This is a genomic window from Nocardiopsis sp. LOL_012, assembly GCF_048060475.1.
Taxonomy (GTDB): Bacteria; Actinomycetota; Actinomycetes; order Streptosporangiales; family Streptosporangiaceae; genus Nocardiopsis.
Window position 1 is genome coordinate 20,587 of record NZ_JBHMIV010000020.1, and the last position, 26,458, is coordinate 47,044.

The 26,458-nt window shown below is 71.1% G+C and carries 24 protein-coding genes; 10 read left to right on the forward strand and 14 right to left on the reverse strand.

Going from position 1 to position 26,458, the window contains the following annotated elements; translation table 11 throughout:
• Positions 1-5: 5 nt before the first annotated feature.
• Positions 6-1,007: a hypothetical protein gene (locus tag ACFHWE_RS14500; RefSeq protein ID WP_416602028.1), complete on the reverse strand. Its 1,002-nt coding sequence runs from the start codon at positions 1,005-1,007 to the stop codon at positions 6-8.
• A 278-nt stretch (positions 1,008-1,285) separates the two neighbouring features.
• Here ACFHWE_RS14500 and ACFHWE_RS14505 point away from each other — a divergent pair, with 278 nt between their 5' ends.
• The 4 genes from ACFHWE_RS14505 (at position 1,286) to ACFHWE_RS14520 (ending at position 4,411) form a co-directional block, all read left to right on the forward strand.
• Positions 1,286-1,939, forward strand: a complete 654-nt coding sequence (locus ACFHWE_RS14505) for a biotin transporter BioY (protein ID WP_416602029.1) — start codon at positions 1,286-1,288, stop codon at positions 1,937-1,939.
• A complete protein-coding gene (locus tag ACFHWE_RS14510) occupies positions 1,939-2,640 on the forward strand; it encodes an energy-coupling factor ABC transporter ATP-binding protein (protein WP_416602031.1) in 702 nt (233 codons plus the stop codon). Before ACFHWE_RS14505 ends, ACFHWE_RS14510 begins: the two co-directional genes overlap by 1 nt.
• On the forward strand, positions 2,637-3,263 hold the full coding sequence (locus tag ACFHWE_RS14515) for an energy-coupling factor transporter transmembrane component T family protein (protein ID WP_416602032.1): 627 nt from the start codon (positions 2,637-2,639) through the stop codon (positions 3,261-3,263). Before ACFHWE_RS14510 ends, ACFHWE_RS14515 begins: the two co-directional genes overlap by 4 nt.
• Positions 3,264-3,469: 206 nt before the next feature.
• A complete protein-coding gene (locus ACFHWE_RS14520) occupies positions 3,470-4,411 on the forward strand; it encodes a serine hydrolase (RefSeq protein ID WP_416602034.1) in 942 nt (313 codons plus the stop codon).
• A gap of 58 nt (positions 4,412-4,469) precedes the next feature.
• Here ACFHWE_RS14520 and fabG read toward each other — a convergent pair whose 3' ends face one another.
• Entirely contained in the window at positions 4,470-5,228 is a 759-nt protein-coding gene (fabG, locus tag ACFHWE_RS14525; protein ID WP_416602036.1) for a 3-oxoacyl-ACP reductase FabG, read from the reverse strand.
• A gap of 361 nt (positions 5,229-5,589) precedes the next feature.
• On the opposite strand from fabG, the gene ACFHWE_RS14530 reads away from it, so the two are divergent.
• Together ACFHWE_RS14530 and ACFHWE_RS14535 are read left to right on the forward strand one after the other, a co-directional pair.
• A complete protein-coding gene (locus ACFHWE_RS14530) occupies positions 5,590-6,087 on the forward strand; it encodes an ATP-binding protein (RefSeq protein WP_416602038.1) in 498 nt (165 codons plus the stop codon).
• A gap of 237 nt (positions 6,088-6,324) precedes the next feature.
• A complete protein-coding gene (locus ACFHWE_RS14535) occupies positions 6,325-7,167 on the forward strand; it encodes a helix-turn-helix domain-containing protein (protein WP_028647484.1) in 843 nt (280 codons plus the stop codon).
• Between the two features lie 211 nt (positions 7,168-7,378).
• Here the strand turns inward: ACFHWE_RS14535 and ACFHWE_RS14540 are convergent, their stop codons facing one another.
• From ACFHWE_RS14540 to ACFHWE_RS14560, 5 genes are all read right to left on the reverse strand, one after another.
• Positions 7,379-7,612: a DUF397 domain-containing protein gene (locus tag ACFHWE_RS14540; protein ID WP_416602041.1), complete on the reverse strand. Its 234-nt coding sequence runs from the start codon at positions 7,610-7,612 to the stop codon at positions 7,379-7,381.
• Between the two features lie 329 nt (positions 7,613-7,941).
• On the reverse strand, positions 7,942-9,075 hold the full coding sequence (locus tag ACFHWE_RS14545) for a metal ABC transporter substrate-binding protein (protein WP_416602043.1): 1,134 nt from the start codon (positions 9,073-9,075) through the stop codon (positions 7,942-7,944).
• A gap of 87 nt (positions 9,076-9,162) precedes the next feature.
• Positions 9,163-9,834: a potassium channel family protein gene (locus ACFHWE_RS14550; RefSeq protein ID WP_416602047.1), complete on the reverse strand. Its 672-nt coding sequence runs from the start codon at positions 9,832-9,834 to the stop codon at positions 9,163-9,165.
• Positions 9,835-9,871: 37 nt separating this feature from the next.
• Positions 9,872-11,209, reverse strand: coding sequence for a TrkH family potassium uptake protein (locus ACFHWE_RS14555; protein WP_416602167.1), 1,338 nt, complete (start codon positions 11,207-11,209; stop codon positions 9,872-9,874).
• A 235-nt stretch (positions 11,210-11,444) separates the two neighbouring features.
• Positions 11,445-12,362, reverse strand: coding sequence for a cation diffusion facilitator family transporter (locus tag ACFHWE_RS14560; protein ID WP_416602050.1), 918 nt, complete (start codon positions 12,360-12,362; stop codon positions 11,445-11,447).
• A gap of 88 nt (positions 12,363-12,450) precedes the next feature.
• Between ACFHWE_RS14560 and cmtR the strand changes: the two genes are divergently transcribed.
• The 3 genes from cmtR (at position 12,451) to ACFHWE_RS14575 (ending at position 16,821) form a co-directional block, all read left to right on the forward strand.
• On the forward strand, positions 12,451-12,786 hold the full coding sequence (gene cmtR, locus ACFHWE_RS14565) for a Cd(II)/Pb(II)-sensing metalloregulatory transcriptional regulator CmtR (RefSeq protein ID WP_416602051.1): 336 nt from the start codon (positions 12,451-12,453) through the stop codon (positions 12,784-12,786).
• 497 nt (positions 12,787-13,283) lie between these two features.
• The gene (locus ACFHWE_RS14570; protein WP_416602054.1) at positions 13,284-16,481 is read left to right on the forward strand and encodes an efflux RND transporter permease subunit; all 3,198 of its coding nucleotides are present in this window, start codon (positions 13,284-13,286) and stop codon (positions 16,479-16,481) included.
• Between the two features lie 154 nt (positions 16,482-16,635).
• A complete protein-coding gene (locus ACFHWE_RS14575; RefSeq protein ID WP_028647476.1) occupies positions 16,636-16,821 on the forward strand; it encodes a hypothetical protein in 186 nt (61 codons plus the stop codon).
• A gap of 32 nt (positions 16,822-16,853) precedes the next feature.
• Here ACFHWE_RS14575 and ACFHWE_RS14580 read toward each other — a convergent pair whose 3' ends face one another.
• The gene (locus tag ACFHWE_RS14580) at positions 16,854-17,300 is read right to left on the reverse strand and encodes an ATP-binding protein (protein ID WP_416602056.1); all 447 of its coding nucleotides are present in this window, start codon (positions 17,298-17,300) and stop codon (positions 16,854-16,856) included.
• 781 nt (positions 17,301-18,081) lie between these two features.
• Here ACFHWE_RS14580 and ACFHWE_RS14585 point away from each other — a divergent pair.
• A complete protein-coding gene (locus ACFHWE_RS14585; RefSeq protein WP_416602058.1) occupies positions 18,082-19,137 on the forward strand; it encodes a pectate lyase family protein in 1,056 nt (351 codons plus the stop codon).
• Between the two features lie 95 nt (positions 19,138-19,232).
• Here the strand turns inward: ACFHWE_RS14585 and ACFHWE_RS14590 are convergent, their stop codons facing one another.
• The 6 genes from ACFHWE_RS14590 to ACFHWE_RS14615 form a co-directional block, all read right to left on the reverse strand.
• A complete protein-coding gene (locus ACFHWE_RS14590; protein ID WP_416602060.1) occupies positions 19,233-19,790 on the reverse strand; it encodes a dihydrofolate reductase family protein in 558 nt (185 codons plus the stop codon).
• 28 nt (positions 19,791-19,818) lie between these two features.
• A complete protein-coding gene (locus tag ACFHWE_RS14595; protein ID WP_416602062.1) occupies positions 19,819-20,739 on the reverse strand; it encodes a helix-turn-helix transcriptional regulator in 921 nt (306 codons plus the stop codon).
• 140 nt (positions 20,740-20,879) lie between these two features.
• Positions 20,880-21,596, reverse strand: a complete 717-nt coding sequence (locus ACFHWE_RS14600) for a hypothetical protein (RefSeq protein WP_416602064.1) — start codon at positions 21,594-21,596, stop codon at positions 20,880-20,882.
• 285 nt (positions 21,597-21,881) lie between these two features.
• Positions 21,882-22,100: a hypothetical protein gene (locus ACFHWE_RS14605; RefSeq protein ID WP_416602066.1), complete on the reverse strand. Its 219-nt coding sequence runs from the start codon at positions 22,098-22,100 to the stop codon at positions 21,882-21,884.
• 348 nt (positions 22,101-22,448) lie between these two features.
• Complete coding sequence (locus ACFHWE_RS14610; protein WP_416602068.1) at positions 22,449-23,543, reverse strand: pilus assembly protein TadG-related protein; 1,095 nt, start codon at positions 23,541-23,543, stop codon at positions 22,449-22,451.
• Positions 23,544-23,965: 422 nt separating this feature from the next.
• Positions 23,966-26,395: a glycosyltransferase family 4 protein gene (locus ACFHWE_RS14615; protein WP_416602069.1), complete on the reverse strand. Its 2,430-nt coding sequence runs from the start codon at positions 26,393-26,395 to the stop codon at positions 23,966-23,968.
• Positions 26,396-26,458: the final 63 nt, after the last annotated feature.

Here is a 26,458-nt window from a genome sequence, read left to right on the forward strand (position 1 = left end):
CCTTGTCAGTCGGCGTACAGCGTCCCCTCCGAACGCGGGCCCGATCCGCTGGACCACGTGTAGCCGAGGGCGCCTGCACCGTCCGGCACCAGGAGCACCGTGCCGTCGACACAGCGGCTGCCGTCGTTGAAGGCCAGAGAGAACTCCAGAGTGCCGCCCTGATCCGACAACAGGGTGAGATCGCCCAGACAGCCGCTGTCGGGCAGTTCCAGGGTCGCTGACCGGCTTCCCTCCTCCAGGACGGCGGTGACCGGGAACGGATCGTCCAGATTGGTCTGGCTGATCTCTCCAGACCACTCGCCTGCGGCCGAGGCGGGGATGACCGGGATGGTGGCCCCCGGCTCCCCGGTCCGCTCCAGGTCCGCCCAGATGTGGTTCCGGGTACTGATCCACTCCCAGTACAGGCCCCCGGCCTCGTCGCGGTGGACGCGGACGTCGCCGCCGTCGGTGCACCGCGCCAGACCGTACTCCAGCCGTTCGACACCGACCAGGACGTCTCCGCCGGACTCGGTCCCGGTCAGGTCGACGGTGCCGCCGCAGCCCAGCTCCGGGTAGTCGATGCCGATCGACCAGCCGTCCCCGGCAGCCGGGGCGATGTCGAGGCGGACGCTGTACCAGTCCTGGTCTCCCTGCGCGGGGCCCTCCCACACTCCGCTGACGTCCCCGAGCTCCGGGGCCGGGGCGCCCTGGGGGTCTTCGTCGTCCTGGACGGTGCCGGACTCCTGCTGCGGCGCGGTCCAGGTGTCCTGGTCGTCGGTGCGAGCGGTGTCCGACGCCTGCGGTGTGCTCTCGCCGCCACCGTCGGAGGGGTCGCAGTGGGCGGCGAGGAAGAGGAGCACCACCACACCGGCACAGACCCCGATCACGACCGGGACGTTCACCGTCCCGGTACCACCCGCCCTCGGCGGTGGCACCGGAGGAGACATCGCCTGGTAGGGGCGCTGCGGGGAGCGCTTCTGGAGGTCTCGCCAGACCTTGCGGTGCAGTTCGGCCTGTCTGTCGGTCATGGTGTGCCTTCCGCGCGGCCCGGTCCCGGCATCGATGAGAAGTATGGCCGACAGGCGTGTGTGGCGCACGGCTCTTCCCGAGATTCCGTGATCCCCGGTCCGTCCGCCCCCGTCGCGTCGCGGCGGTGCGACACCGGATCCGGAGGTGATCTCCGTCTCGTAGCGATCCCTACAACCCGTGACCGCCGGGAACTGTGGGGCTCGCCCTACTGCTTTGAACTGCGGATAACGGACAATAGGTGCTGGTTCACTCCCGTCTACCTCCCGAGGGGATCCGCATGCCGCAAGGCTCGACCACGACCGTCCGATACAGGGGCCTCACCGCCCGAGACCTCTCCCTCATCGCGGTGTTCGCCGCGCTGATCGCCGCGCTGAGCGTCGCCGTGGCCATCCCCGTCCCGTTCCTTCCGGCGGTCGCCCCGATCACCCTCCAGACCCTCGGCGTCATGCTCGCCCCCAGCCTCCTGGGCTGGAAGCGCGGCACCCTCGCCGTCGCCGCCTTCACCGCCCTCGGCCTGGCCGGCCTCCCCCTCTTCGCGGGCGGACGCGGTGGGCTGTCCGTCCTCGCCGGGGCCTCCGCCGGGTTCATCGTCAGTTGGACCCTCGCCGCCCTGGTCATCGGCATGCTCACCGACCTCATGCTCCGCAATGGCCGCCGCTACTCCCTTTGGCAGGGCGTGCTCATCAACATCGTCGGCGGCATCCTCGTCGTCTACGCGATCGGCGTGCCGTGGATGGCCGCCGTCCTCGGCGACGGGGTGCTCGCCAGCGCCCTGGCGATGCTCGGCTACCTGCCCGGCGACCTCGCCAAGGCCGTCGTCACCGCCCTCATCGCCGGCGCCGTCTTCCGCGCCTATCCCATCCCGCCCGCCGGACGCCCAGTGGCCGAGGAGCCCGAAGAGAGCACCGGAACCGCCGGGGGCGCCGCCTGATGCTGCGTCTTGAGGGGGTGTCCCACGCCTACGACGGCCGCACCGTGCTGCGCGACGTCACCCTCGACCTCGCCGAGCACCGGATCGGCGTGATCGGGGCCAACGGCTCGGGCAAGTCCACGCTCGCCCGGACCCTCAACGGCCTGGTCGTCCCCGACCGGGGCCGTGTGTCGCTCGGGGAGTGGGACACCCGGCGGCACGCCAAACGCATCCGCCGCGAGGTCGGGTTCGTCTTCTCCGACGCCTCCCACCAGATCATCATGCCCACGGTGGTCGAGGACGTGGAGATCGGGCTGCGCTCGCTGCGGCTGGGCCGCGAGGAAACCGCGCGCAGGGTCGACGACATCCTCGTCCGGTTCGGGTTGGACGGGCACCGCGACCACCCCGGGCACCTGCTCTCCGGCGGTCAGAAACAGCTCCTCGCGCTGGCCTCGGTCCTGGTCACCGAACCCGGGGTGCTGGTGTGCGATGAGCCCACCACCCTGCTCGACCTGCGCAACACCCGCATGGTGCACCGCGTCCTGGACGGGCTGGAACAGCAGGTGGTCCTGTTCACGCACCACCTCGACCTGCTCGGCGGGTTCGACCGGGTGTTGGTGATCGACGAGGGCCGGGTGGTCTTCGACGGCGCGCCCGCCGACGCCGTCGCCTTCTACACCGCACGCATGGCCGAAGGGGAGCGGGACGGGGCCGACCAGTGAGCACGATCGGCCTGTACGTTCCCGGCGCCGGACCGCTGCACCGGGTCCCCGCCGGCCCCAAACTCCTGGCACTGCTGCTCACCGGCACGGCGATCGTCGTCGCCGCCCACCACTGGGTGTCGCTGGCGGCCCTGGCGGCGGCGCTCCTCCTCTACCCGCTGGTCGGCCTGGCACCGCGCCGCGCGTTCGGGTCCCTGCGGGTGCTCTGGCCGTTCCTGCTGGCCATCGTGGTCTTCCAGCTCCTGTTCGGCGACTGGCGCACGGCCCTGCGGCTGTCCGCGCAGTTGGCTGCGCTCGTCCTGCTGGCCAACGCGGTCACGCTCACCACGCAGGTACGCGAGATGCTCGACCTCTTCGAACGCATGAGTCGGCCCCTGCACCGCGTGGGGGTCGACTCCAGCCGGGTGGCGCTGGTCCTGGCGCTCACCATCCGCTCGATCCCGATGGTGGGCCACGCGTGGCGCATGGCGCGCGAGGGCTACCAGGCGCGGGGGCTGTCGGGGAGGCCCTGGATGCTCGTGGTCCCGGTGATCGTGCAGCTCCTGCGGATGGCCGAGGCGACCGGGGAGGCCCTGGTGGCACGCGGGATCGACGAGGACTCCCGGGATGCCGGAGAGCGCTGAAGATTCCGTTGTGTAACCGGAGATGTGCATGCTGAAGCAATTGATATTTTCGGCATACCGATTCAGTTTCGGATGTTTGAGCCGCCGGTCTTCGGGCCGATAATTGGGCAAAACAGTCCAAACTTCCCCGTGAATGGACCGGTGGTCGCGTGCTTGGGCGCTCTCCGGCTGACTCACGACGTCGGCGCGCTGTCGCCGCGGTCGCGGTGGCCGCGGCCACGGTCCTCGCCCTGCTGCCGGGGGCAATGGCCGGTGCCCAGGCCGTGCGCCTGCCCGATCCCGAGAGCGTGCCGGCCCGGGTGCGCCTGTCGGCCGGGGCCGAGGTCCCCCCGGCGCTGCTCTTCGCCCCCGACCCCGGGCCCTCGGGGTCGGCCACCCTCACGGTGCGCGAGCGCGAGGACCTCACCGGCCGGGTGGCCGGTCTGGCCGAGGAGCACCGGGCGCGCGTGGGCATCGCCGTCCAGGACCTGCGCACCGGGACGGCCTTCAGCTACGCGGCCCACGAGGGGTTCACCACCGCCAGCACCGTCAAGCTGACCATCCTCACCATGCTGCTCCTGCGGGCCGAGGAGGAGGGGCGTGCCCTCACCTCCGCCGAGCGGGCGCAGGCCGAGGAGATGATCCGCTACAGCGACAACGGCAAGGCCGACTCCCTCTACGCCAGGCTGGGCTACGCCGCCGGGTTCGAGGAGGGCGCCGAGCGCATCGGCTACCTGGAGACCGTGCCCCTGCCCACCGGCAGGTGGGGGGCGACCGAGACGACCGCCGCCGACCAGCTCCGCCTGCTGCGCTTCCTGTACACCGACGAGGGGCCGCTCTCGGAGGAGAGCCGCGCCTACGTGTGCGAGCTGATGGAGGCCGTCGCCCCCGAACAGGCGTGGGGGATCAGCGTCGCGGCTGAGCGGGACGACACCGTCGGCCTGAAGAACGGCTGGGTGCCGCGCGACGCCAACGACGGGCTGTGGAACGTCAACAGCGTGGGCTATGTCGCCGGTGAGGACCGTGAGTACCTCATCGCGGTCCTCACCGACGACCACCCGGACTACTTCTCGGGCGTCGAACTGACCGAGAAGCTGGTGTCCATGGTCATCGAGGAGATCGAGGCCCCGAGCGGTGCCCCCGTCGAGGTCCCCTACCCCGCCTACTGACGACTTGTGTGGACGGGGCGTTCCGGGAGGGCGCCCGGGGCGCCCTCCCGCACGGCCGCTAGTCCAGCGGGCCGCCGGCCACGTAGATGACCTGGCCGGAGACGAACCCGGCCTCCTCGCCGGTGAAGAACGCGACGGCGTTGGCGATGTCCTCCGGGACACCGGTGCGCCGCACGGGGGTCTGCTTGGCCCGGTGCTCCTTCATGGCCTCGTAGTCGATGCCGATGCGCTCGGCGGTGGCCCGGGTCATGTCGGTCTCGATGAAGCCGGGGGCGACCGCGTTGGCGGTGACGCCGAACTGGCCCAGCTCGATGGCCAGGGTCTTGGTGAGGCCCTGGATGCCGGCCTTGGCCGCGGAGTAGTTGGCCTGGCCGCGGTTGCCCAGCGCCGAGGAGCTGGACAGGTTGACGATCCGGCCCCACTTGGTCTTGACCATGTAGGCCTGGACGGCCTTGCTCATGAGGAACGAGCCCCGCAGGTGCACGTTCATCACGATGTCCCAGTCGGAGGCCGTCATCTTGAACAGCAGGTTGTCGCGCAGGACGCCGGCGTTGTTCACCAGGATCTCCGGGGAGCCGAGGCGCTCGGCGACGGAGTCCACAGCGGTCTGCACCTGCTCCTCGTCGGAGACGTCGCAGCCGACGGCGATGGCCTTGCCGCCCGCGGCCGTGATGCGGTCCACGACCTCCTGGGCGTCGGCCTCCTTCAGGTCCAGCACGGCCACGGCCCGGCCCTCACGCGCCAGGCGCTCGGCGGTGCCGGCGCCGATTCCGCGAGCGGCTCCGGTCACGATGGCCACACGGGGCGTAGGGGACATGGTGTTACCTCCAAGAGTTCGCGTGGTGGGCGCGGACGAATCCTATCGGCATGCCAACCGGTCGGTACGGGCGCGGGGGCGTGTCTCGACCATCCGACTATGCACGGCGCGCATGCCATGCGCCGTTGATCTCGTCGGCGATTGGTGTCGGAGTTTCCCTGCGCGGTGCTGGAGCTTGCCTTACGATTGCCGATAGAGCCAAGGTGCACGTGCATTCGGCCCGTGCAGAAGCACGGGCCGAGCGGGCCGGCACGCGGTCTTCCCAGCGTGTCACAGGGGTTCCGGCGAAAGAGGGCCACGGGGCCGGATCCTGGTTGCCCGACGTTCCGCGACAGCAGGGCACCGGTGAGGAGTGGATGGCATGGAGTGCGCGGAGGCGGTGACGGAGCCGGACCGGGGCTGGTGGTTCAGGGTTCTGGAGTGCGGTTCCAGCCGCTGGAACACGCCTGTCTGCGGTGACAGTCATGACGCCGTGACGTGGGGTCTCGAACCCCGCCCGTACGCCGTGGGGGCCGCGCGGGAGATTTCCAGCGCGCTTCTCCGGGAATGGGCGATGGACCACTTGTCCGGTGACGTCTCGGTCGTTGTTTCTGAATTGGTGACCAATGCGGTCCGGCACGGCGGCCCGATCCCCGTGACCAGGCCGGGGGAAGGCGGTATTCAGCTCTCCCTGATGCGCAGCGGCGGGGAATTCATCTGTGCGGTTCGCGACGGCGGGCATCGGTGGCCGAGCAGAAGGAAGCCGGATCTGGTACTCGAAGGCGGTCGTGGGCTTGCACTGGTGAGTGCTTTCACGCGAGAGTGGGGAGTGATTCCGACGCCCCCGAGCGGAAAGTTCGTTTGGGCGCAATTCGTGTGACGCACCCACCGGTCGGTGTACAGCCTCCGGTGGGCGTCCGCGTCGCGCCCGTCCGGCAACCGGGGAGGGGCGGTGGGGACGAACCCGGGGGCTATATCGTGTACCTGCGGTATCGGACCGGACCAGCCCGACTCGGGGCCGCCGGTCCGGATACCCTTGTCCGGGGAATGTGACAGAGAGGCGGCGAAGGTGGATATCGCTCGACTGCGCAAGGGGAGTGGCCCCACCGTGCGTCGCATGCTCCTCGGGCACGAGTTGCGCAAGCATCGCGAACAGCGCGGTATCTCGCGTGAGGACGCGGGGAACAGGATTCGCGCGTCCGCGTCGAAGATCAGCCGGATGGAACTCGGCCGGGTTGGTTTCAAGATCCGCGATATCGAGGACCTGCTCAAGATGTACGGGATCACCGACCGGCAGGTGGTCAAGGAATTCGTCGACGTGGCCCGCGAATCCAACAAGTCGGGCTGGTGGAAAGAGTACGGCGACTCCCTCCACAAGTGGTTTGTCCGCTACGTCGGATTCGAGGAGGCCGCCGACCACATCCGCATCTACGAGTCCCAGTTCGTGCCCGGTCTGCTCCAGACCGAGGAGTACGCGCGCGAGATCATCTCCGGCGGTGTGGAGACCGACATGGTCACCGAGCAGCGGATCGAGGCCAGGCTGCGAAGACAGCAGCGGTTGGAGACCGACCAGGACATGCGGATGTGGGTCATCCTCGACGAGTCCGCGGTCCGCAGGCCGATCGGCGGCAAGCCGCGCGGCAAGGAGATCATGTGCGGCCAGATCCGCCGCCTGATCGAGTTCTGCCGGGACTACACGAACATCACCCTCCAGATCGTCCCCTTCGAGGTCGGTGCCCACGCGGCCGAGGCCGGGTCGTTCACACTGCTGCGCTACTCCGAGTTCGAGCTGGCCGACCTGCTCTACCTGGAACAGCTCACCGACGGTGAGATCGTGGACCGCCGCAACGTGGTGGAGGCCTACACCAAGGCGATGACGCGGCTGAGCGTGGTGGCCTACACACCGGACGAGACGCTGGAGATGCTCCACCAGGTCCTGGAGGACTTCGAGAAGGCCTGAGACGGCCGGGAGCGCTCCGCACCCCTCCCCCGATGCGGGCCCCGCACCCCGGCCCGCGGCACCAGGGTTCCGGCTTCGGTTGCTGCCGGGGGCCCCGTCGACGGGGCCCCCGGTGGTGCGCCCGGGGCGGAGAGGGCGACGGTCGCGCCGAGGAGGGCGCTGGCGGCCACCGTTGCCTCCGGGGTCCGTGCTGCTATCGCCGTCGGCGGGTTCAGCTCAACAGGTTGTCGAAGTCGCCGTCCTTGGCGCCGAGGATGAGGCAATCGATCTCTTCCTGCGTGTAGACCAGGGCCGGCCCGGACGGGAACCGGGAGTTGCGGACGGCGATCGAGCCGTCGGTGAGCCGGGCCATCTCCACGCAGGCGCCCTGTGAGTTGCTGCGCTTGGCCTTCTGCCAGGCCGCGCCGGTGAGCTCGGTCGCGGTGATCCCGTTGCGTGCGGTCATGATGAACTGCGCTCCTTTGTGTCGTATGGGGGAGCGACGCACCGATGCACTTCCAAATGCATGTGCATTTGGCAGTGCATCGGCACTGTCACATGCATAAGAATAGCGTGACCAAGGACACTTGTCTTGAGCTTCGGAGTCTTGTAAGCACCACGTGACCCTGGTGGAGCCGACTCGTTTTCCGAGCGGTGGGAAATCATCCGACAAGAAGGCTTTTGGCTGCGGAAATTCCACTTTTGGGGACCCCGGTTCCCGGAGCGCCGGTAGAGGGAAAGGCCCCCTGCCACCGCAGGGGGCGCGGTGGCAGGGGGCCTCGTGGAACGTATGGATCAGGAGCACTCCAGGGCGGTGGTCAGCGCCTCCAGGTTGCCCCGCATGATCGAGGGGTAGTCGTCGCCGGGGGAGTCCTCGGTCACACCCTCCAGCGGGTCGAGTACGGCGACCTCGGCCCCGCTCTCGGCGGCGATGGTCTCGGCGGTCTCGGGCGGCATCAGGGGCTCGGTGAACACCGTCCCGATGCCCAGCTCCTCGACGGTGTCGGCGATCGCCGCGATCTGCGAGGGGGAGGGGTCGGTGTCGGGGTCGATCCCGCTGACGCCGATCTGCTCCAGGCCGTAGGCCTCGGTGAGGTAGGAGAACGCGGTGTGTCCGACCACGACCTCGCGGTGCGTGCAGGAGGCCAGCCCCTCGTCGTACTCCTGGCCGATCGCCGCCAGCTCGGCCGCCACGGCCTCGGCGTTGTCGGTGTAGGTCGCGGCGCCCTCCGGGTCGATCTCGGCCATCCGGTCGGCGAGGGCGTGGGCGGTCTCCGCCATCAGGTCCACGTCCAGCCAGAAGTGCGGGTCGAACTCGCCGTGGTCGTGGCCGTCGCCCTCCTCCTCGGCGTGGCCTTCCTCGCGGGCTTCGTCGGAGTGACTCTCCTCGGTGTGCTCTTCGTCGGAGTGCCCGTGCTCCTCCTCGGTGTGGCCCTCTTCCTCGGAGTGTCCGTCCTCGGCGTGGTCGTGGCCCTCTTCCGAGTGGTCGTGGCCCTCCTCGGCGTGCTCTTCGTCGGAGTGCTCCTCCTCCGAGTGGTCGTGCCCGCCACCCTCGGCCACCGGGTGGAGTTCGACGACGTCGGCCACGTCCAGCGCCGTGTCCGGGGCCTGCTGCTCGACGGCCTCGTCTACGGCCGGCTGGAGGCCCGAGACGTAGAAGGCCAGGTCGGCGTCGGTGACCTCGCCCAACTGGCGGCCGGTCAGTTCGAGGTCGTGGGGCTCGGCGCCGGGCTCGGTGAGCTGGGTGACCGTGACCCGGTCACCGCCCACCTGTCCCGCCAGCCACTCCAGCGGGTAGACCCCGGTAACCAGGCTCAGCTCGGCGTCCGGCCCGGCGCCGTCCGCTCCGCCGCCGTCCCCGCAGGCCGTGATCATCATGAGTGTCGCGGCGCCGACGGCTGCGGCCCGCACAGTGGTCCCTGTTCGCATGGGTCCATCATGCGTGAAAATGAAAATGATTGTCAATTTGTCGGTAAAGAGAGGGTCGTCACCTGGCGCGTCCCGGCGCCGCCGCGCTCAGTGCGATTCGGCGAAGCGCTCCACGTCCTCGGTGCGTCCCGCAACCACGATCACGTCGCCCTTGCTCAGGACGGTCTCCTGGCTGGCGTACGTGAACGCCTTGCCGCGGTGCTTGACCGAGACGACCGTGATCCCGTACTTCTGGCGTACCTTGGTCTCGGCCAGCGGGATGCCGATGAGCTCCCTGGGGGCCTTGGTCTTGCCCAGGGAGAACCCCTCCTCCAGCTCCACGTAGTCGAGCATGCGCCCCGACACCAGGTGGGCGACGCGCTCACCCATGTCGTGCTCGGGCAGGACCACGTGGTGGGCCCCCACCTGTTCGAGGATGCGCCCGTGGCGGCGGCTGATCGCCTTGGCCCAGATGTCGGGCACCCCCAGGTCGACCAGTTGCGACGTGGCGAGGATGCTCTCCTCCAGGTGCGAACCGATGGCGACCACGGCGTGCGTGAACTGCGCGGCGCCGATCTGTCTGAGCGCCTCGTCGTCGGTGGCGTCCGCGATCACGGTGTGCGTCAGGGCGTCGGCGAACGTCTGGACCAGCCGGGGGCTGGAGTCCATCCCCAGCACCTCCCAGCCGTGGCTGATCAGCTCCAGGGCCATCGAGCTGCCGAACCGGCCCAGCCCGATGATGAGGATGCGCTTGTCGGATTCCTTCTTGGCGTGCGGCAACGGGGATCTTCCTTCGTGGACGGGAGTGCGGTGGACCTCAGCCGATCATGGGCCGGGCCTCGGCGAGGTCGTAGCGGCGTCGGCGCTCACGGAAGGCGATCGCCGTGACGAACGTGACGGGGCCGATGCGTCCGGCGATCATCAGCACGACCATCAGCACCTGTGCCCAGGGGGCCAGTTCCGGAGTGATACCCGTGGAGAGCCCCACCACGCCGACCGCCGAGACCACCTCGAACAGGGTCTGCATGAACGTGAAGGGGGTGGTGTGCAGCAGGAAGACGGTCGTGACCGCGACCGCGGTCATCGACAGGAAGGTCAGGCTGACGGCCTGGCGGACGACGTCGGGCGGCAGGCGGCGGCCGGCGACGTGCACCCGGTCGTGGGCCCGCACCTCCGACCACAGGACCAGGAAGAGCACCGCCAGGGTGGCCACCTTGATGCCCCCGGCCGTCCCGGCGCTGCCGTTGCCCACGAACATCATCATGATCGTGAGCAGCAGGGTGGAGTCGTTCATCGCACCGGTGTCGGTCACGTTGAACCCTCCGCTGCGCGGCATCACCCCGTGGAAGGCCCCGTCGGTGAGCTTGGCCCACCAGTGCAGCCCGCCCAGGGTGTCGGGGTTGTGCCACTCCATCGCGACGACCAGCACGATGGTCACCGCGAAGAGCGCGGCGCTCGGGACGATGGTGAGGTGGGCGTGCAGGCTCCACAGGCGGGGGGTGCGCCAGGCCCGGCGCATCTCGATGAGGACGGGGAAGCCGATGCCGCCGAGCACGACCGCCGCCGCGACGGTGCCGAGGATGACCGGGTCCCCGGAGAAGCGAGTCAGGCTGTCGTCGTACAGCGACAGGCCCGCGTTGTTGAACGCCGACACCGAGTGGAAGAACCCCGAGTACAGCGCCTCACCGAGGCCCATGCCGTGGCCCAACCACATGACCGGGGTGATGACGGCGAACACCGCGCCCTCGATCACCAGACAGGTGATCGCCACCCGGCTCACGATCCCGCTGACCTCGCCGACGGCCGGGGCGCGGTTCTCCGCCTGGACGTTGAGCTGCATGCGCAGGCTGAACCGGTGCACCAGGGCCGAGCCGAGCAGGGAGGCCAGGGTCATGATGCCGATGCCGCCGACCTGGATCAGCGCGGCGACCACCAGTTGGCCGAACACCGTCAGGTCGCCGCCGATCGAGATGACGCTCAGCCCGCAGACGGCGAGCGAGGTCGTCGCGGTGAACAGCGCCTGGACGGCGGTCAGCCCCTCGTCCCCCGTCGAGGCCGCGGGCGTCATCAGCAGCGCGGCGCCGAGCAGGTCGGTGACGAGGAACATGAGGAGGAAGGCGCGCGCGGGCTTCTCCCACGCGTTGCGCCTGTGCATGGATCTGCGCGGCGCCCAGCGCCGGAGGAAGGGGACGCGGCCCAGGCGGCGGGCCGCGGAGCGCCGCACCCTGTCGGCCGTCCGCGCGGCGCGGGCCCGCGCCCTCGCGGTGAGCGACTGCATGATCGACGTTCCACCGAGTTCCGGGTGAGGCTGTCTTCGGACCCGAACGATTCTGCCATCCGCCGCGGACCGCGTACGTCATTGCCCGCTCCACCGCACGCCGGACCGGCCCTCAGGCGTGGTCGGCGCCCTCGTGGTCGGCGTGGCCGGGGGGTTCCAGTTGCAGGGTGCAGTGCTCCACGTCGAAGTGCCCGGCCAGGCACTCGTGGAGTTCGTCCAGCATCCGCCCGGTGTCGTGCAGGTGCTCGGGATCCACCACGACGTGCGCGGAGAGTACGGGCAGGCCGGAGGTGATGGTCCAGGCGTGCAGGTCGTGGACGTCGATCACGGCCCGGTGGCGCAGGAGGTGCTCGCGGACCTCGCCCAGGTCCATCCCGCGCGGGGCGGCCTCCAGCAGGATGTGCACGGCCTCGCGCAGCAGGGACCAGGCGCGGGGGACGATGATCGCGGCGATGGCCAGGGAGACGAGGGTGTCGATGCGCGACCAGTCGGTCAGCCACAGCACGGCGCCGCCCACGATGACGCCGACGGAGGCGAGAGCGTCGCCCAGTACCTCCGTGTAGGCGCCCTTGACGTTGATGCTCTCCTCGGCGCCCGCACGCAGGACCAGCAGTGCGATGACGTTGGCGACCAGGCCGACGGCGGCGACGGCCACCACGCCGGCGCCGGACACCTCGGCGGGGGAGCGCAGCCGCTCGACCGCTTCGAGCACGATGAACCCGCACAGGACGAAGAGCGCGAGCGCGTTGACGGCGGCGGCCAGGATCTCCGCCCGCTGGAACCCGAACGTGCGTTGGTCGGTGGCGGGCCGGGCGGCGATCCACACGGCGGCCAGGGCGAGTCCCACGCCGAAGGAGTCGGTGGCGGTGTGTCCGGCGTCGGCGAGCAGAGCGAGGCTTCCGCTGAACACGGCGCCCACCACTTGGACGGCGGCGACGGTGAGCATCAGCCCCAGGGCGATGGCCAGGTGCTTTCGGTGCGCGGTCCCCGCGGTGGCCGCGCCGTGCGTGTGGCCGTGTCCGGTGCCCATCGCCCGCCTCCTTCGATCGCGGTGGTTCAGCCTCCACTGTTTATACAGTCAGGGCTGTTTATACAGCAAACTATGTACAATGATTTTCATGTTGACCTCCGAGCAGCGCCTCACCGCCGTCCAGCGCCTCGGGCGCGCCCTGTCCGACCCCACCCGCTCCCGCCTCCTGCTCGCCCTCCTGGATGGTCCGAACTACCCCGCCGCCCTCGCCGACCAGCTCGGACTCACCCGGCAGAACGTCTCCAACCACCTGGCCTGCCTGCGGGACTGCGGACTGGTCCGTACACACGCGCACGGACGGCAGGTCAGCTACGAACTCGTCGACGCCTCCCTCGCCCACGCGCTGGAGGACCTCCTGCGCGTGGTGTGGGGTACGGCCCAGCCGCACGCGTCCTCCGGGGAACGGCGCGGTACCCTCGCCTGAGCCCCGTCGCCGCCTCCGTGGGGAGTCTCACACGCGGCCGCTCCCTGGAGGCGTGCCCGCGCCCCGGCTCCGCTGATCGTGGGAAACACCACGTCAGCGCGGGGCGTTCCATCGTCACCCGGGGCGTGCGACTTTGGTCGGGGACGACCCTGACAGAAGGTTGACCTCTCCCTGAAAGTTCCCTGAAGCGGGCCACCGGGGCACGGCTTCCGATATAACGCGACGTACGCTGACAACAGCGCCCGCACGGTTCCGATACCCGCAAGTGAGGACCGGCGCGTCGGCGGACGGCTGGCACCGCATCCCCGTGACGCTCCCGCCACCGCACGACCCCGGTGGCCGGTGCGCCGCGCATCGCGCGTCCCGGATGCCGCAGACCTCCACCCGGCAGTGAACAAGGAGCGAGAACCCCTTATGTCCAGATCGGCCCTATGGACCCCTGGCGCGGACACGCACCTTCGCGTGCCCTCCGCCCCGACGTCGGATGGGGGGCACGCGTGAACCGCCTGTCGAACGTCTCCCTCGGCAACCGTGCGCTCGTCCTCCTCATCATCCTCGCGGTGCTGCTCTTCGGGGCCCTCGCCGCGGTCGGAGCCAAGCGCGAACTCTTCCCGCAGTTCAGCCTCCCCGTGGTCACCGTCCAGGCGACCTACGAGGGCGCCTCCCCGCGCGTCGTGGAGGGACAGGTCGCCCAGCCCCTGGAGCAGGTCGTCCAAGGCGTCGAGGGCGTCACCTCCGTCACCTCCACCAGCAGCACCGGCACCGCCCAGATCATGGCGCAGTTCGACTACGGCCAGGACCAGACCGCACTGGTCCGCGAGACCCAGGTCGCCGTCGAGGAGATGTCCTCCTTCCTGCCTGACGGAGTGGAGACCACCGTCTCCTCCGTGGGCACCAACCTGCTGCCGTCCCTGGTCCTGGCGGTGAGCACCGACGGCAACGACCAGGAGACGGCCGACACCGTCGAGAGCGTGCTCATCCCCGAGATCGAGGCGGTCGAGGGCGTGCGCTCGGCCGTGCTCATCGGCATCGAGGAGGAGCAGGTCGAGATCTCCCTCGACGAGGACGAACTGGCCTCGGCCGGCCTGTCCTCCGAAGACGTCGCCCAGGCCCTCCAGTCCAGCGGCCTGCTCATGCGCGGCGGCTCCCTCGTGGAGGACGGCCGCGAACTCAGCGTCACCACCGGGCAGCAGTACACCAGCCTCGAACAGGTCGAGGACGTGTGGATCCAGCCCTCCCAGGCCGCGGTCTCCGCCGCGACGGCCGCCGGCGGCCCCCCGCCCTCCCCGGTCCAGCTCTCCGAGGTGGCCGAGGTGGAACTGGTCGCCCAGGAGGCCGCCGACATCTCCCGGGTCAACGGTGAGCCGAGCATCATGCTCATGGTGCTGCCCACCCCCGACGGCAACACCGTCGACATCTCAGACGGGGTCATGTCGGTCCTGGACGACCAGGCCGACCTGCTCGGCGAGGACACCGAGCTGACCACCGTCTTCGACCAGGCACCCTTCATCAACGAGTCGATCGAGGACATGTTCCAGTCCGGCGTCTACGGTCTGGTCGCCGCGGTCCTGGTCATCCTGGTCTTCCTGATGTCGCTGCGGTCCACCCTGGTCATCGCCGTGTCCATCCCGGTGTCCGTCCTGGCCTGCTTCCTAGGGATGCAGATCTTCGGGTTCACCCTCAACATGCTGACCCTGGCGGCCATCACCATCTCCATCGGCCGAGTGGTCGACGACTCGATCGTGGTCCTGGAGAACATCCGCCGCCACATGGGCTACGGCAAGGAGCGCATGGCGGCGGTCAAGGACGGCGTCCGCGAGGTCGCCACCGCGGTGGCCTCCTCCTCGCTGGCCACCATCGCCGTGTTCCTGCCGGTGGCCCTCGTCGGCGGGATGGTCGGCGAGATCTTCGTGCCCTTCGCCGTGACCAGCTCGATCGCCCTGGGCGCCTCGCTCATCGTCGCGCTGACGCTCACCCCGGTCCTGTGCTACTGGTTCATGCGGCCCAAGGACGTCGGCGACACCCCCCAAGAGGAGATCGAGCGCGCCGAGAGCGAGCGGGAGCTGCGCTCGCCGCTCCAGCGGGTCTATGTGCCGGTCATCCGGTGGATCACCGTCAAGCGCAAGAACGCCACCGCGACCGTCCTGGCGGCCAGCGCCGCCATCGCCGTCGGCACGGGTGCCCTGTACTTCACCATGGAGACCGACTGGCTCGGCCAGGCGGAGCAGAACACCTACACCGTCGTCCAGGAACTGGAGCCCGGCACCTCGCTCGACGTGGCCGACGCCGAGGCCGTCAAGGTCGAAGCCGTACTCGCCGACCTGGACTGGGTGGACAGCTACCAGGTGAGCGTCGGCGGCAACCCGCTGATGCCGGGCAACGACCAGATCAGCTACACCGTCACCGCCGACCCCGACACCGACCAACTGCGCAACCGCGACGTGCTGCGGGACGCCCTCGCCGACCTGGACACCGAGAACGAGCCCCGGCTCGACGCCTCGGGCGGTCTGGGAACGGGCATCGAGGTCCAGGTGACCGCCGATGACCACGACGCGCTCGTCGAGGCCGCGAACCTGGTCGAGGAGGCGCTGCTGGACATCGAGGGCGCCGACGACGTCGTCAACGGCGTCGCCCCCTCCCAGGCGTCCCTGGAGGTCCGCGTCGACGCAGAGGAGGCCGCCGAGCGGGGTCTGAGCGAGGCCATGGTCGGCCAGATGGTCGCCTCGGCCTTCAACGGCCGGGGCGTCGGCAACGCCACGATCGACGACGTGCGCCGCGACGTGGTCATCCTCCCCGGAGACGCGCCCGAGACACTCGCCGAACTGCGTGAACTGCCGCTGACCACCCCGACCGGCCAGGAGGTGGAGCTGGGCACCGTCGCCGACGTGGAGGAGGTCGTGCAGCCGCCCGAGCTCAACCGGATCGACGGCGTCTCCAGTGTGACCGTGTCCGCCAGCCCCACCGCCTCCGACCTCGGAGCGGTGAGCACCGCGATCGCCCTGGCACTGGAGGACCTGGACCTGCCCGCCGGGGCCGAGGCCTCGCTAGGCGGGGTCAGTCAGGACCAGACCGAGGGCTTCGCCCAGCTCGGGCTGGCGCTGCTGGCCGCCGTCGTCATCTGCTACCTGATCATGGTGGCGACGTTCAAGAGCCTGGTCCAGCCGCTCCTGCTGCTGGTGTCGGTGCCCTTCGCGGCGACCGGTTCGCTGGCCCTGCTCGCGCTGACCGGAACCCCGCTCGGCGCGGCTGCCATCATCGGCATGCTCATGCTGATCGGCATCGTGATCACCAACGCCATCGTCCTGATGGACCTGATCAACCAGAACCGGGTCAACGGCATGCCGCTCGGCGAGGCGATCGTCGAGGGCGCACGCCACCGCCTGCGGCCGATCCTCATGACGGCGGCGGGCACCGTCGCCGCCCTCGTGCCGCTGGCGACGGGGCTGGCCGGCGGAGGCGCCTTTATCTCCGGCCCGGTCGCCATCGTGGTAATCGGCGGTCTGATCTCGTCCACCCTGCTGACGCTGATCCTGGTGCCGGTGCTCTACCAGATGGTGGAGCACGGCAAGGAGCGCCGCGCGGCCAAGCGTGCGGCGCGCCGGGAGCGCCGGGCCGCCCAGCGGACGGGCGGGGACGCCGTCGGGGACTCCTCGACCGCGTCGCAGGAGCACTCGGGCGAGCCGGTCGGACGCTGACGGGCGAACACTGGAAAGGGGCGCTCCGCGCGCGTTGCGGGGCGCCCCCACCGCTGGCCGTCCGGTGTTTCACGAGGCCGTGGCACGGGATGTCTCACCGGTTCGACGGGGCGTCGATTTGTGCTCTCCGGGCACGGAAGGCAGGGTTCGTTTCATGGAAGAACCGAACAAGAGCCTCGACGACCTCGTCCGAGACGAACTGGGCGGGGAGCCGTCGCAGGAGGCCAAGGACTACGCACGCGAACTCTACGAGCGCTTCCGGCTGACCGGGGACGGTGGTGGCGCCGACACGGCGGACACCGCCGACGACGCACGGGACCCGGCCCCGCCGGGGGAGTGACGGCGACGCGGGACCGGTGCGGCGGCGTACCGTCAGAGCGGGTCGCCGCCGCAGTCCCACACCAGCTCGAACCACACCTTGCGCCCTATCGCGTCGCGCCGGGGCTCGGTCCCCCATGCGCTGGAGAGCGCCTCGACCAGGTCCAGACCCCGTCCGTGCTCCTCGGTGTCGTAGGGGGCGCGGTGCTGGGGCTGCGGCGACTCGGCCATGTTGCCCAGGTCGCGGACCTCCACCCGGGCCCATCCGGGGGCCTGGAGCACGTACACCTCGAACTTTCCGGCCTCCTGCCCGGACGCGCTGTGCGTGATGGCGTTCGTGGCCAGCTCACTGGTCAGCAGCGTCGCGGTGGTGAGCTCCGGGGAGGCGGCCAGTTGCCGGGCGACGAACCTGCGCGCGTGCGCGATCTGGCTCGGCAGCCCCGGGAAGCGGCGTCTGGCCGGTCTCTCGGTCTGGGTGATCTGCTGGGTGCGCTCTTCCATGGGACTCGCCGGTCGTTGGGGCGGACGGGACTCGGGGGAGAGGAGCGGGGCTGGGCGTCGGCCGGGCCGTGCGGGGATGGCCCCCGGCGGTGGCGCGTGCGCGTGCCGGGCACTGAGGAGACTGCGAGGGGCTGCGGTGTCACACATGGTGGACTTCCCTGGACGTGTGTTCGCGGCGGGCGGGCGGTGGTGCCATGCCCTCGTGGCGTCCATGCCCGCGGGGGCGGGTCACGGCGCGGTAGGAGACACACGGGTCACGCCCTCTGGGGCAGGGAGGGAAGTGGTCTGGTGCCACGGGGCGCGGAACGTCGGGTCCGGCGGAGCCGCGGGGGACCCTGTCGGACTGGGAAACGGGGAGGGGCCGGGGGCGGCCGTGACGGGTGGTCATGTCCGGTGGACGGTGTGCCCTACGACACTGGAGGGCGCAGTCGCGCTCAGCATACGCTTGGTACCTCCCCTGGAAGCCGGGTGACCTGGCTTTGGCCAGGATAGCCCCCTCTGAACTGCGAAAAGAGGGCAATCCGCGAGATTGTGGCGGCATCCGGTGCCAGGCTTCCGCGATCACGAGTGACGCATGTGACTCCCGAGTCTATGTAACGATTGGGTTACGTCAAGGCGAATGTCGCACGGCGGCAGGGTGGGACTTCCCGGGTTCGGGCTAGTGGCGGGGTATGGGGCGCGGCCTCGTGGGCGGGGGTTGCGGTTTGGGGCTCCGCTGGCCGTTATGACACTCTTCTGACGATCCATCCACCCCTGGTCCGCGTTCGTTGGAAAGCCGTCGATGAGACTTCACCCGCTCGCCGCCTCCTGTGTGACGGTGCTGCTGTGCGCCGCCCTCGCCTCCTGCTCCAGCGACGGAACGGCCCAGGAGGAGACGGAGCCGCCGGTCACCGCGGCCGCCGAACCGGACCCGCCGATGGACGAACCCGCCGAAGAGGACGACGGGGACGGAGGGCGGGAGCGGTCCTGGGAGGCCGTGGGCTGGGCCGCCCACCCCCTGGAGGCCGACGGTGGGAAGTACCCGGGCGTCGACGGCGGCTCCGGAGGGGACACCGTCACCGCCGCCGACGCGGGTACGCTCACCGCCCTGCTCACCAGGGAAGGTCCCCTCACCGTCGAGATTCGCGGCACCATCGACCTGGGCGGCGACGTGGCCGTCGGTTCGGACAAGACCCTCGTGGGCTCCCCGGAGGGGGGCGCGCTCACCGGCGGCCGACTGGTCGTCGACGGCGCTTCCGACGTCGTCATCGCCGACCTGGCCATAGACACAGGGGGCAGCGCCGTGGCCATCCGCGGCGGGGCGCACCACGTGTGGATCGACGGGTCCACCTTCAGCGGCGGAGGCGGCGACGCGCTGGTGAGCGTCACCGGCGGGGCCGACCACGTCACCCTGTCCTGGAACCGCTTCCGGGACTCCGCGGCCGCGGTGGACATCGGCGGGGCCGACGAGGAGCCCGGTGCGCTGCGCGTCACCCTGCACCACAACTACTTCGACGGCACCTCGGCCCGGAACCCGCGTGCCCGGGGCGCCGCGCACGTGCACGTGTTCAACAACTACTTCCGCGGCAACGGGGAGTACGGGATGAGTTCGGCACTCGACGCCCGGCTCCTGGCCGAGGGCAACTACTTCCAGGGCACCCTGTTCTCGGCCGTCTCCGGAGGCGCCGGGGAGGAGGCCCCCGGCAACGTGCTCACCCGCGACAACCTGCTGGTGGACTCCGCCCAGCCCGAACTGCGCGGCGAGGTCCCCGACCCGCCCTACGCCTACGAACTGGACGACCCCGGCCGCGTCCCCGACCTCGTCCAGGAACAGGCCGGGGCCCGGACCCGGGGCTGAGCCGAGCGGCCCGGGGTGCCCGGGAACCCCCGGCCCCCGGCGTGCCTTCACCCCCCGGGTCCAGGGATACGGCACCACGGCCGGAAGGCGGGCTTCTAGCCTTGCCGACGGTCCTCCTGCAGCGGACCTGCCACCCGGAATCGGGAACTGACGAACGCGCCGCCCCGAGCCGTCTCCACCAGTTCGAGATCGAGCCTGCGCGGCAGCAGCGGCCGCCCCGAACCGAGCGTCACCGGTGCCACCGAGACGACCACCTCGTCCAGCAGTCCGGCGTCGGCGAACCGCCCGGCGAGCCCGCCGCCGCCGACCAGCCACAGGTCCCGGTCCCCGGCCGCCTCACGCATCGCCGCGTGGACCGGGCGCACGTCCCCCGACGCGAACCGTAGGTCGGCCCCTTCCACCTGGGGCAGATCCCGGCTGCTCATCACCCACGTCGGCACGGTGTACGGCCACGGCTCGTCGGTGCCCGCCCCGTGGGCGAGGATCCACTCGTAGGTGGTCGAGCCCATCACCGCGGCGCCGACGCGCGCCATGAACGCCTCGAAGCCGAAGGCCTCGTCCGGCTCGCCCTCCTGGCGCAGCAGCCAGTCCAGGGAGTCGTCCGGGTCGGCGATGAACCCGTCGAGCGTGGTCGCCGTGTAGTAGATCAGCATGTGCCGCCTTTCGTGTGTCTCGCAGCGTTCACGTCCCGGAACCCTCCTCGCCGCGCCTCGCACGCAGCCACAGGAGGGGGTCTCCGTCGTCGACCGGCCGTCCCGCCTCCCGCAACAGTTGCCGGACCAGTTGGCGGCGGTGGGCCGAGTAGGTGAGTACATGGGCCACGACCCCGCTCAGGACGAAACTCTCGGGCGGGTCGCACAGGGCGTCGATCAGGCGGTCGTTCCACGCGCCGCGGCGTTCGGTGTCGCGCACCATCGCCAGCCATCGTGGCGCCACCGACCCGTGCCGCTCCAGGAGCGCCGCAGTTCCGGCTTCCGGATCGTGTTCGGGCAGGTCGCGGCCTTCGATCGAGGCCAGCCACACCTCCACGGAGCTCACCAGCCGCTCCAGGACCGCCTGGACCGACTCCTCGCGGCCCTCCCAGGACAGGACGGTGAGTCCGGGACGCCGACAGGCGCGGAACTCCCCGTCGGTGAGGTCCCCCGCCGCCTCGATCAGGTGACGGGTGTCGTCGAGCGCGTGCTCGACCATCTGCTCGGTCAGTGGGTTCATGGAGTGCTCCCCGCTGTGGAACCACAGCGACACGGGTGGGTGGAAGTGGATGCCGTTGGGCGCGGGCAGCCAGTGGCCGCAGCCCGGATCCACCGTGCTGGGAGGCCGGCCGAACGCCCGGGTGAACGCGCGGCTGAAGCCCTCCACGGAGCGGTACCCGGCGCCCCACGCTGCGTCGGTGACGCTGCCGCCCTCTTTGAGGTGCCAGGCCGCCCGTTCGAGCATCACCCGTCGGCGCATCGCCACCGGGGCCTCACCGGTGTCGCGTGAGAGCGTGCGGGTGAAGTGGAACGGTGAGGTGTGGGCGCCTCCCGCCATGTCGGCCAGGGTGCGGTGGTCCTCGTCGAGCACGGCGTCGAGCAGTTCGCGCAGGCGGTCCCGTCCGGTCATGTCCTCAGTCTGCTGCGCCCGGCGCCACCCGCGCTTGACCGTTCTTGCGCGGTTTCCCGGAGCCGCCGTCCACCCTGCGCGGGTCCGCACCGCCCCGGGCGGTCACGGCCCGGGTCCGGACCGTCCCGGCGGACGGCCGTTCACCGAACGTCGCTGTACTCCACGGTCTCCCCGGCGCCGTCCTTCGCCCGCAGCGAGAGCCTGAGCGGGTATCCCTCCTCACCGATCCACAGCGCGAACTCGGCCCCCTCCGCGAACACCAGTTCACCACCGCCCGCCACCGACCCGTGGTCGCCCCGCAGCGCCGTGAAGGTCCCCGTGAACAGGTAAGCGCCGCGCACCGCCTCCCCCTCGCCCCGGGCGGGCCCCACCTCGCGTTCGCCGGCGAACGCGAGGTCGGTGGAGGTGGACAGGACCGCGCGAAGCTGGGCGGACCCGAACTCGGCGGTGCCGAGGTAGCGGTCGGCTCTGGTGGGGGCGTCCAGGACGGACAGGCCGGAGCCGGCCACCGTCATCAGCAGTTGCTCCGAACGCATCTGATACCGCTGCACCTCCGGGCCGTCGGTTCCGCGGTAGGCGTAGGAGAACACCGGATCGCGGCCGGAGTCGTAGACCGCCTCCCCCTCACCCAGGAGCGTCCCCGGCCCCTCACCGGGGAGCCCCTCCTCCGCGGCCGAGGGCCCGTGCACCGTGAAGGCGACCTGGAACGCCGAGGCGTCCTCCAACCGCTCCACGGCGGCGGTGACGAAGGAGGCGGCGTCCTCGGGGGAGGCGTCACCGTCCGAGCGGGTGTCCTCGACCGCCAGGGTGGCGACGAGCCACCCGGTCGTGGCCACCGCCAGGCAGGCCAGGGCCACCGTCAGAGACAGCCACGGGTTCGGAAGCCGTCCACCCGGGGACGGCTCCGGTTCCGGGACATCCTCGGCTGAGGTGTCCGGTATCGACATCGACACGGGTACGGCCTCGTTTCTACGGTTCGCGGGTGCGGTCCGAGGGCTCGGAGGGCGGTCGGTCCGCTCAGGCGTCGGACGGTTCCCCGGGGTCCGGCGGGGCCGCTCGCCGCTCTGTTCGATCGTGGCACGGAGGTAGGACGTACCGCCCTCCCACCCGGGGCGGGGGTGGTGACCCGCCCGCTGCCGGGGTCAGAGCGGCACCGGGGGGTTCTTCGCGTAGGAGCGGATGGCGCGCGCCACCCGCCGTCTGTGCCCGGCTGAGCAGTTCCACCCCCGGCCGGTGGGCTCTCCCAGCAGCCGGTCGAACCGCGGCCGGGGCCGTGGGCGCTCCGCCGCCTCACGGAGTTCGGACCGGGTGACCAGCCCCCGGGCGAGGAACGTGTCCAGGTGTGCTGTGGCCGCGAACACCGAAGGTGCTCCGGCGGCCAGGTCCGCGGCGGTCCGGGCGGGGGCGGTGACGCACTCCCGGTGGGGGCCACCGCCTGGCTGCCTGCCCCCCGGACCCCCTGGGGTACGGCCGCGTGCAGGAGCGACCGGGCCACCCGCTCCCCGCGCGGGTGGGCGTTCACGCCCCACACGTACGCTGCGGTGATGGCGCAGGCGACGGCGTCGGCAGAGAGCAGGGCGAGGACGGGGCGCAGTGTACGCGGCAGGAGGGCGCGTTCGGGGGTGCGGTCAGCGCTTTCGGGCATGTATCCAGGTTGTGTGATGGTCGTGGGGCGGACAAGGCCCGGCCGCGGCCTGTGGACAACGGGGTCAGAGCATGGGCCCGGGGCCCGCCGCCAGGTGGATGTGGTCCACGTGGTCCTGGGTGGCGTTCCCGGTGTCCTGGTGGAAGCGCTTGACCGCCTCCCACGGCCCGACGGGGTCCCGGGAGGCGTTCCAGATGTGGTGGTCGTAGATGAGCCCCTTGACGCCGAGCTGAGAGGCGTTCTGGATCACCCAGTCGATGACCGTGACGGCCGTGGCGTCCATCGAGGGGGTCGGTGCGCCGCCGAGCGGGGCCATCATGTAGTCGACCGCCATGCCCGCGTGGTGGTCGCTGCCGGGTTCGTAGCGCTGGCCCCCGGCGGTCAGGTAGAACCCGCCGAACTCCTCCTGCAGCGTCTGGTGCACCGCGCACATGGTGGGGTGCAGTTGGCCCAGCGACGCGCAGTTCACGATGGCTCCTCCGGCGTAGACCACGGTGGGGTCGAACCTGTACTGGCCCTCCTGGTCGATCAGGTGGACGTCCAGCAGGTCCCGGGCCTGGTCCAGGCTGGTGATGGGGCCGCCGCACTCCACCCCGAAGGCCGTCCGCGAGCACTCGTAGGGCTGCTCCACGATCGCGATCGCCGAGGCGTTGCCCACGGTCGTGTCCGACTCCTCCTCGGAGCCGTCGCAGACCACGTCGTTCCACGCCCGCGAACCGTCCGCCTCCAACTCCCTCTGGCAGACCGCCCCGCGCACCTCCACCCGGATGATGTTGCCCGAGCGCCCCATGGTGTTGTCGCTGGCGCGGATGTCGGTGAGCACCGCCCCGTTGGCGCGCGCGTACTCCGCGGCGCGCGCCTCGGCGACCTCCTCGTCGAACCAGGGCATGGGGTAGTCGCCGGCCAGGAGTTCCTCGGCGGCGGCCTCCTGAAGCGCACTCGCCGCCGCCAGCGCCGCCGCGTCCGCCGCGGTCTGGGTCCGCGAGCGCATGTCGCCCGCTGCGCCGATCCGTACGAAGAGCAGGGTGAGGGACAGCAGGGCCAGGGTCAGCCCGAAGATGAGCAGGATGTTGGCCTGCCCTTGGTCGTCGCGGCCCAGGAGGTGGTGCCGCGGCCGCGCGGGGTCGGCCGCGCGCCGGGGGGTCCGTCGCAGTCCCATGCAGCGTTTTCCGTCGGGGGGGAGAGGGGCCGGGGGAACGGAGGAGCGGCGGGGGCCTCCTCCGCCGGTAGCTTATCCACCCCGGACCGTGATCGGTAGTGGGTGTGGACGAACGCTCCGGCCGCCCGTGCGGCTCCGGAGCGCGCGGGTCCGCGCACGGCTTTCCGTAGGTGCTCCGGCGTTTGAAGCAACCGCCGTGCGGGGTGGGGGAGAGCGGTCACGGGGCGGCGGTGGGGACCGGCTCGCCCGTCGGCCCCGGGCCTCGGCCCGGCACGGTCATCGGATACGTTGCCGCCGCCGAACAGGGACCGCGCGAGGAGATCGAGCAGGTGACCGGCGCGGAGCCGCTCGATGAGGACCGCGAGGGCCCCGCCGGTGCCGTACCGCTGCGGTCGCGCGATGAGGACGTCGAGCGCCCCGGCTCAGGCCAGGCGCCGCCGTACCGCGTCGGCCATGTGCACGTCGGCCACGGTCACCTTCAGGTCCCCGTCCGCCCACGGCCCCGCGGTCACCGACCGCACGTAGGGGCCCCGGCGCCACGTGCGGGAGGTGTGCTGGGGGACGGCCACGGCGCCCACCCGCCCCAGGCCTCCGGGCGGCCCCATCAGCAGCCGCAGCCGCCATGTGGCCCGTACCGTCCCGCGGCCCCCCTGGTCCTCGTATTCGAGCAGTGGCAGCTCCCCGACCAGCCGTCCGCCGAGCCCCACCGGGGGCACCTCGTGCAGCGGGAAGCGCCGACCCGTGCCGGATCCCCACACCACCTCCACCGAGTACTCCATGTTCTCCGGCGGCTTGGTGTCCAGCCGAACGTCGATCCGCACCCGTTCACGGCGGCGTCCGCGCAGGACCGCCCGGGCCTCGTTCACCCCCAGGATCGGCGCGGCGGGCTCCGAGAGCAGTCCCAGCCGGTCGTTGACCGTGTAGTAGGGCCGCAGCCGGGCCCCGTAGCCCCGCTCGCTCGTCACGTGCAGCGACGGGTACCCGATGATCCGCTTGTACCCCGTCACCCCGGTCAAGTGGCGGCCCAACGGGTGCTCCGATCCGTTCGACAGGCCCAGGCGCAGCTCCCACTTCTCGGGGTCGCCCGGCCGGTCGCCGACCACGTCCTCGGGGTCGACCACCGCGGTGAAGTGCCCGTCGGCCGTGACAGGGGCGGAGAAGCCGCGCACCTGGCGCGGCACCTCCTTGTGCCGTACCAGCAGGCGCGCCCTCGGGTCGGCGCCCGGATGCCGAAGGATCCGGCCCTGGACGGTGATCAGGTCGTCTGCGACCTCCACGTGCTCCACCTCGGCGTGGCGCTCCAGACGCCGCACGTGCAGCACCAGCTGCCCCCGCGTCGAACGGGAGGGCAGCACCAGCGCCGCCGGAACCTCCGCCTCGGCCGACAGCGGGTACCCCTCCTGGTGGATCTCCACGTCGGCGACGGCGCGTTCGCGACCGCCGTCCACGCGCAGCACCTCCCACGTCCGCGCCGCCAGGTCCAGCCTCCGGGCGTCCACGGGCACCTCGCCGCGCCCGTCGGGCACCAGCCCGACGCGCTCCCCGCCGTGCGCGAGCACGATCCGGTCCGGGGGGTGGGGGAACCACAGCACCGCCAGCCCGTCCTCCGCGCTGGCCCACACCTTGCAGGAGGGCGGCGGTTCGGGACGGGGGACGGGCACGGGCGGAACGGCGGGCACCCGTGCCCCGGCCAGGTCGGCGAACAGCCGTTCGTGCTGGCGCACCACGGTGGCGGGGTCGTAGCGCTCGGAGTCGGCCAGCGCCGCCTCGGACATCCGCTGCCGCAGGGGCTCGTCTGCCATGAGCAGGGCCAGCCCTTCGGCGATCCCCCTGACGGACTTGTTGGGCACGAGCAGCCCGTCCTCGCCGTGCCGGATGATCGCGGCGGGGCCGTGCGGGCAGTTGGTGCTCACCACCGGCAGCCCTGAGCGCATCGCCTCCACGATCGTCATGCCGAACGGCTCCTCGCTGGAGGTCACGGCCGCGAACTCGCCCTGGGCCCACGCCTCCTCCACGTGTGGGTGCGGCCCCATGAGCCACACCCGGTCCTCCAGCCCCAGCGAGCCCACGAGCCGGTCGAGTGTTCCGCGCATGCTGCCGCGTCCGTAGATGCGCAGGGTCCAGTCGGGAAACTCCTCAGCCACCATGGAGAAGGCCTGGATGAGCAGGTCGTGGCGTTTGCTGGGGGCCAGCCGGCCAGCGGAGACGATGGTGCGCGAGCCGTGGCCGTCGGCGGTGAAGGCCGGCGCGGGGACCGAGTTCGGGATGGACAGCACCTCGACCCCCGGCAGGGGCATGCGGGCGGTGTAGGTGCGCGCGTCGGCCTCGGTCACCGTCACGAAGGCGTCCAGATTGGGGTACTCCATCTCCATGACCCTGCGCAGGGGCAGGGAGTGCTGCTCGAAGGTGAGGTGCTCCTGGCCGACCGCGACGACGTGGTCGGGGGCGGCGCGCGCGATGGCCACGTTCAGGCCGGGCCGGGTGCCCACGACCACGTCGGCGTCGGTGGTGGCGAGGTACTCCTCCAGCCGTTCGTCGGTGAGACGGCTGTGCGTGGCGCCGCGGGTGTCCTCCACCGGGAACAGCGTGGGCGGCAGGCCGGCCTTCGGGGAGCCCTCGTACAGGGGCCTGCCGCCCACCCCGGCGCTGGTGCCCTCGGGGACGCGGCGCACGTCGACCAGTGAACGCAGTTTCACCTGGGGGGGTACGGGCAGGAGGGGGTCGGCGCGGTGCTGGAAGACCGAGACGATCTCCACCTCGTGGCGCGCGGACAGCGCCGCCGTCTGGTTGGCGACCGTGCGGACCGTGCCCCCGATGCCGTACATGTCGTTGATGAGATAGGCGATCTTCACGCTGCCCCCTGCTTTCCGCGCGCTGCTCTCCCGCCCCGTCGGGATGTCACGGACGAAGCTTCA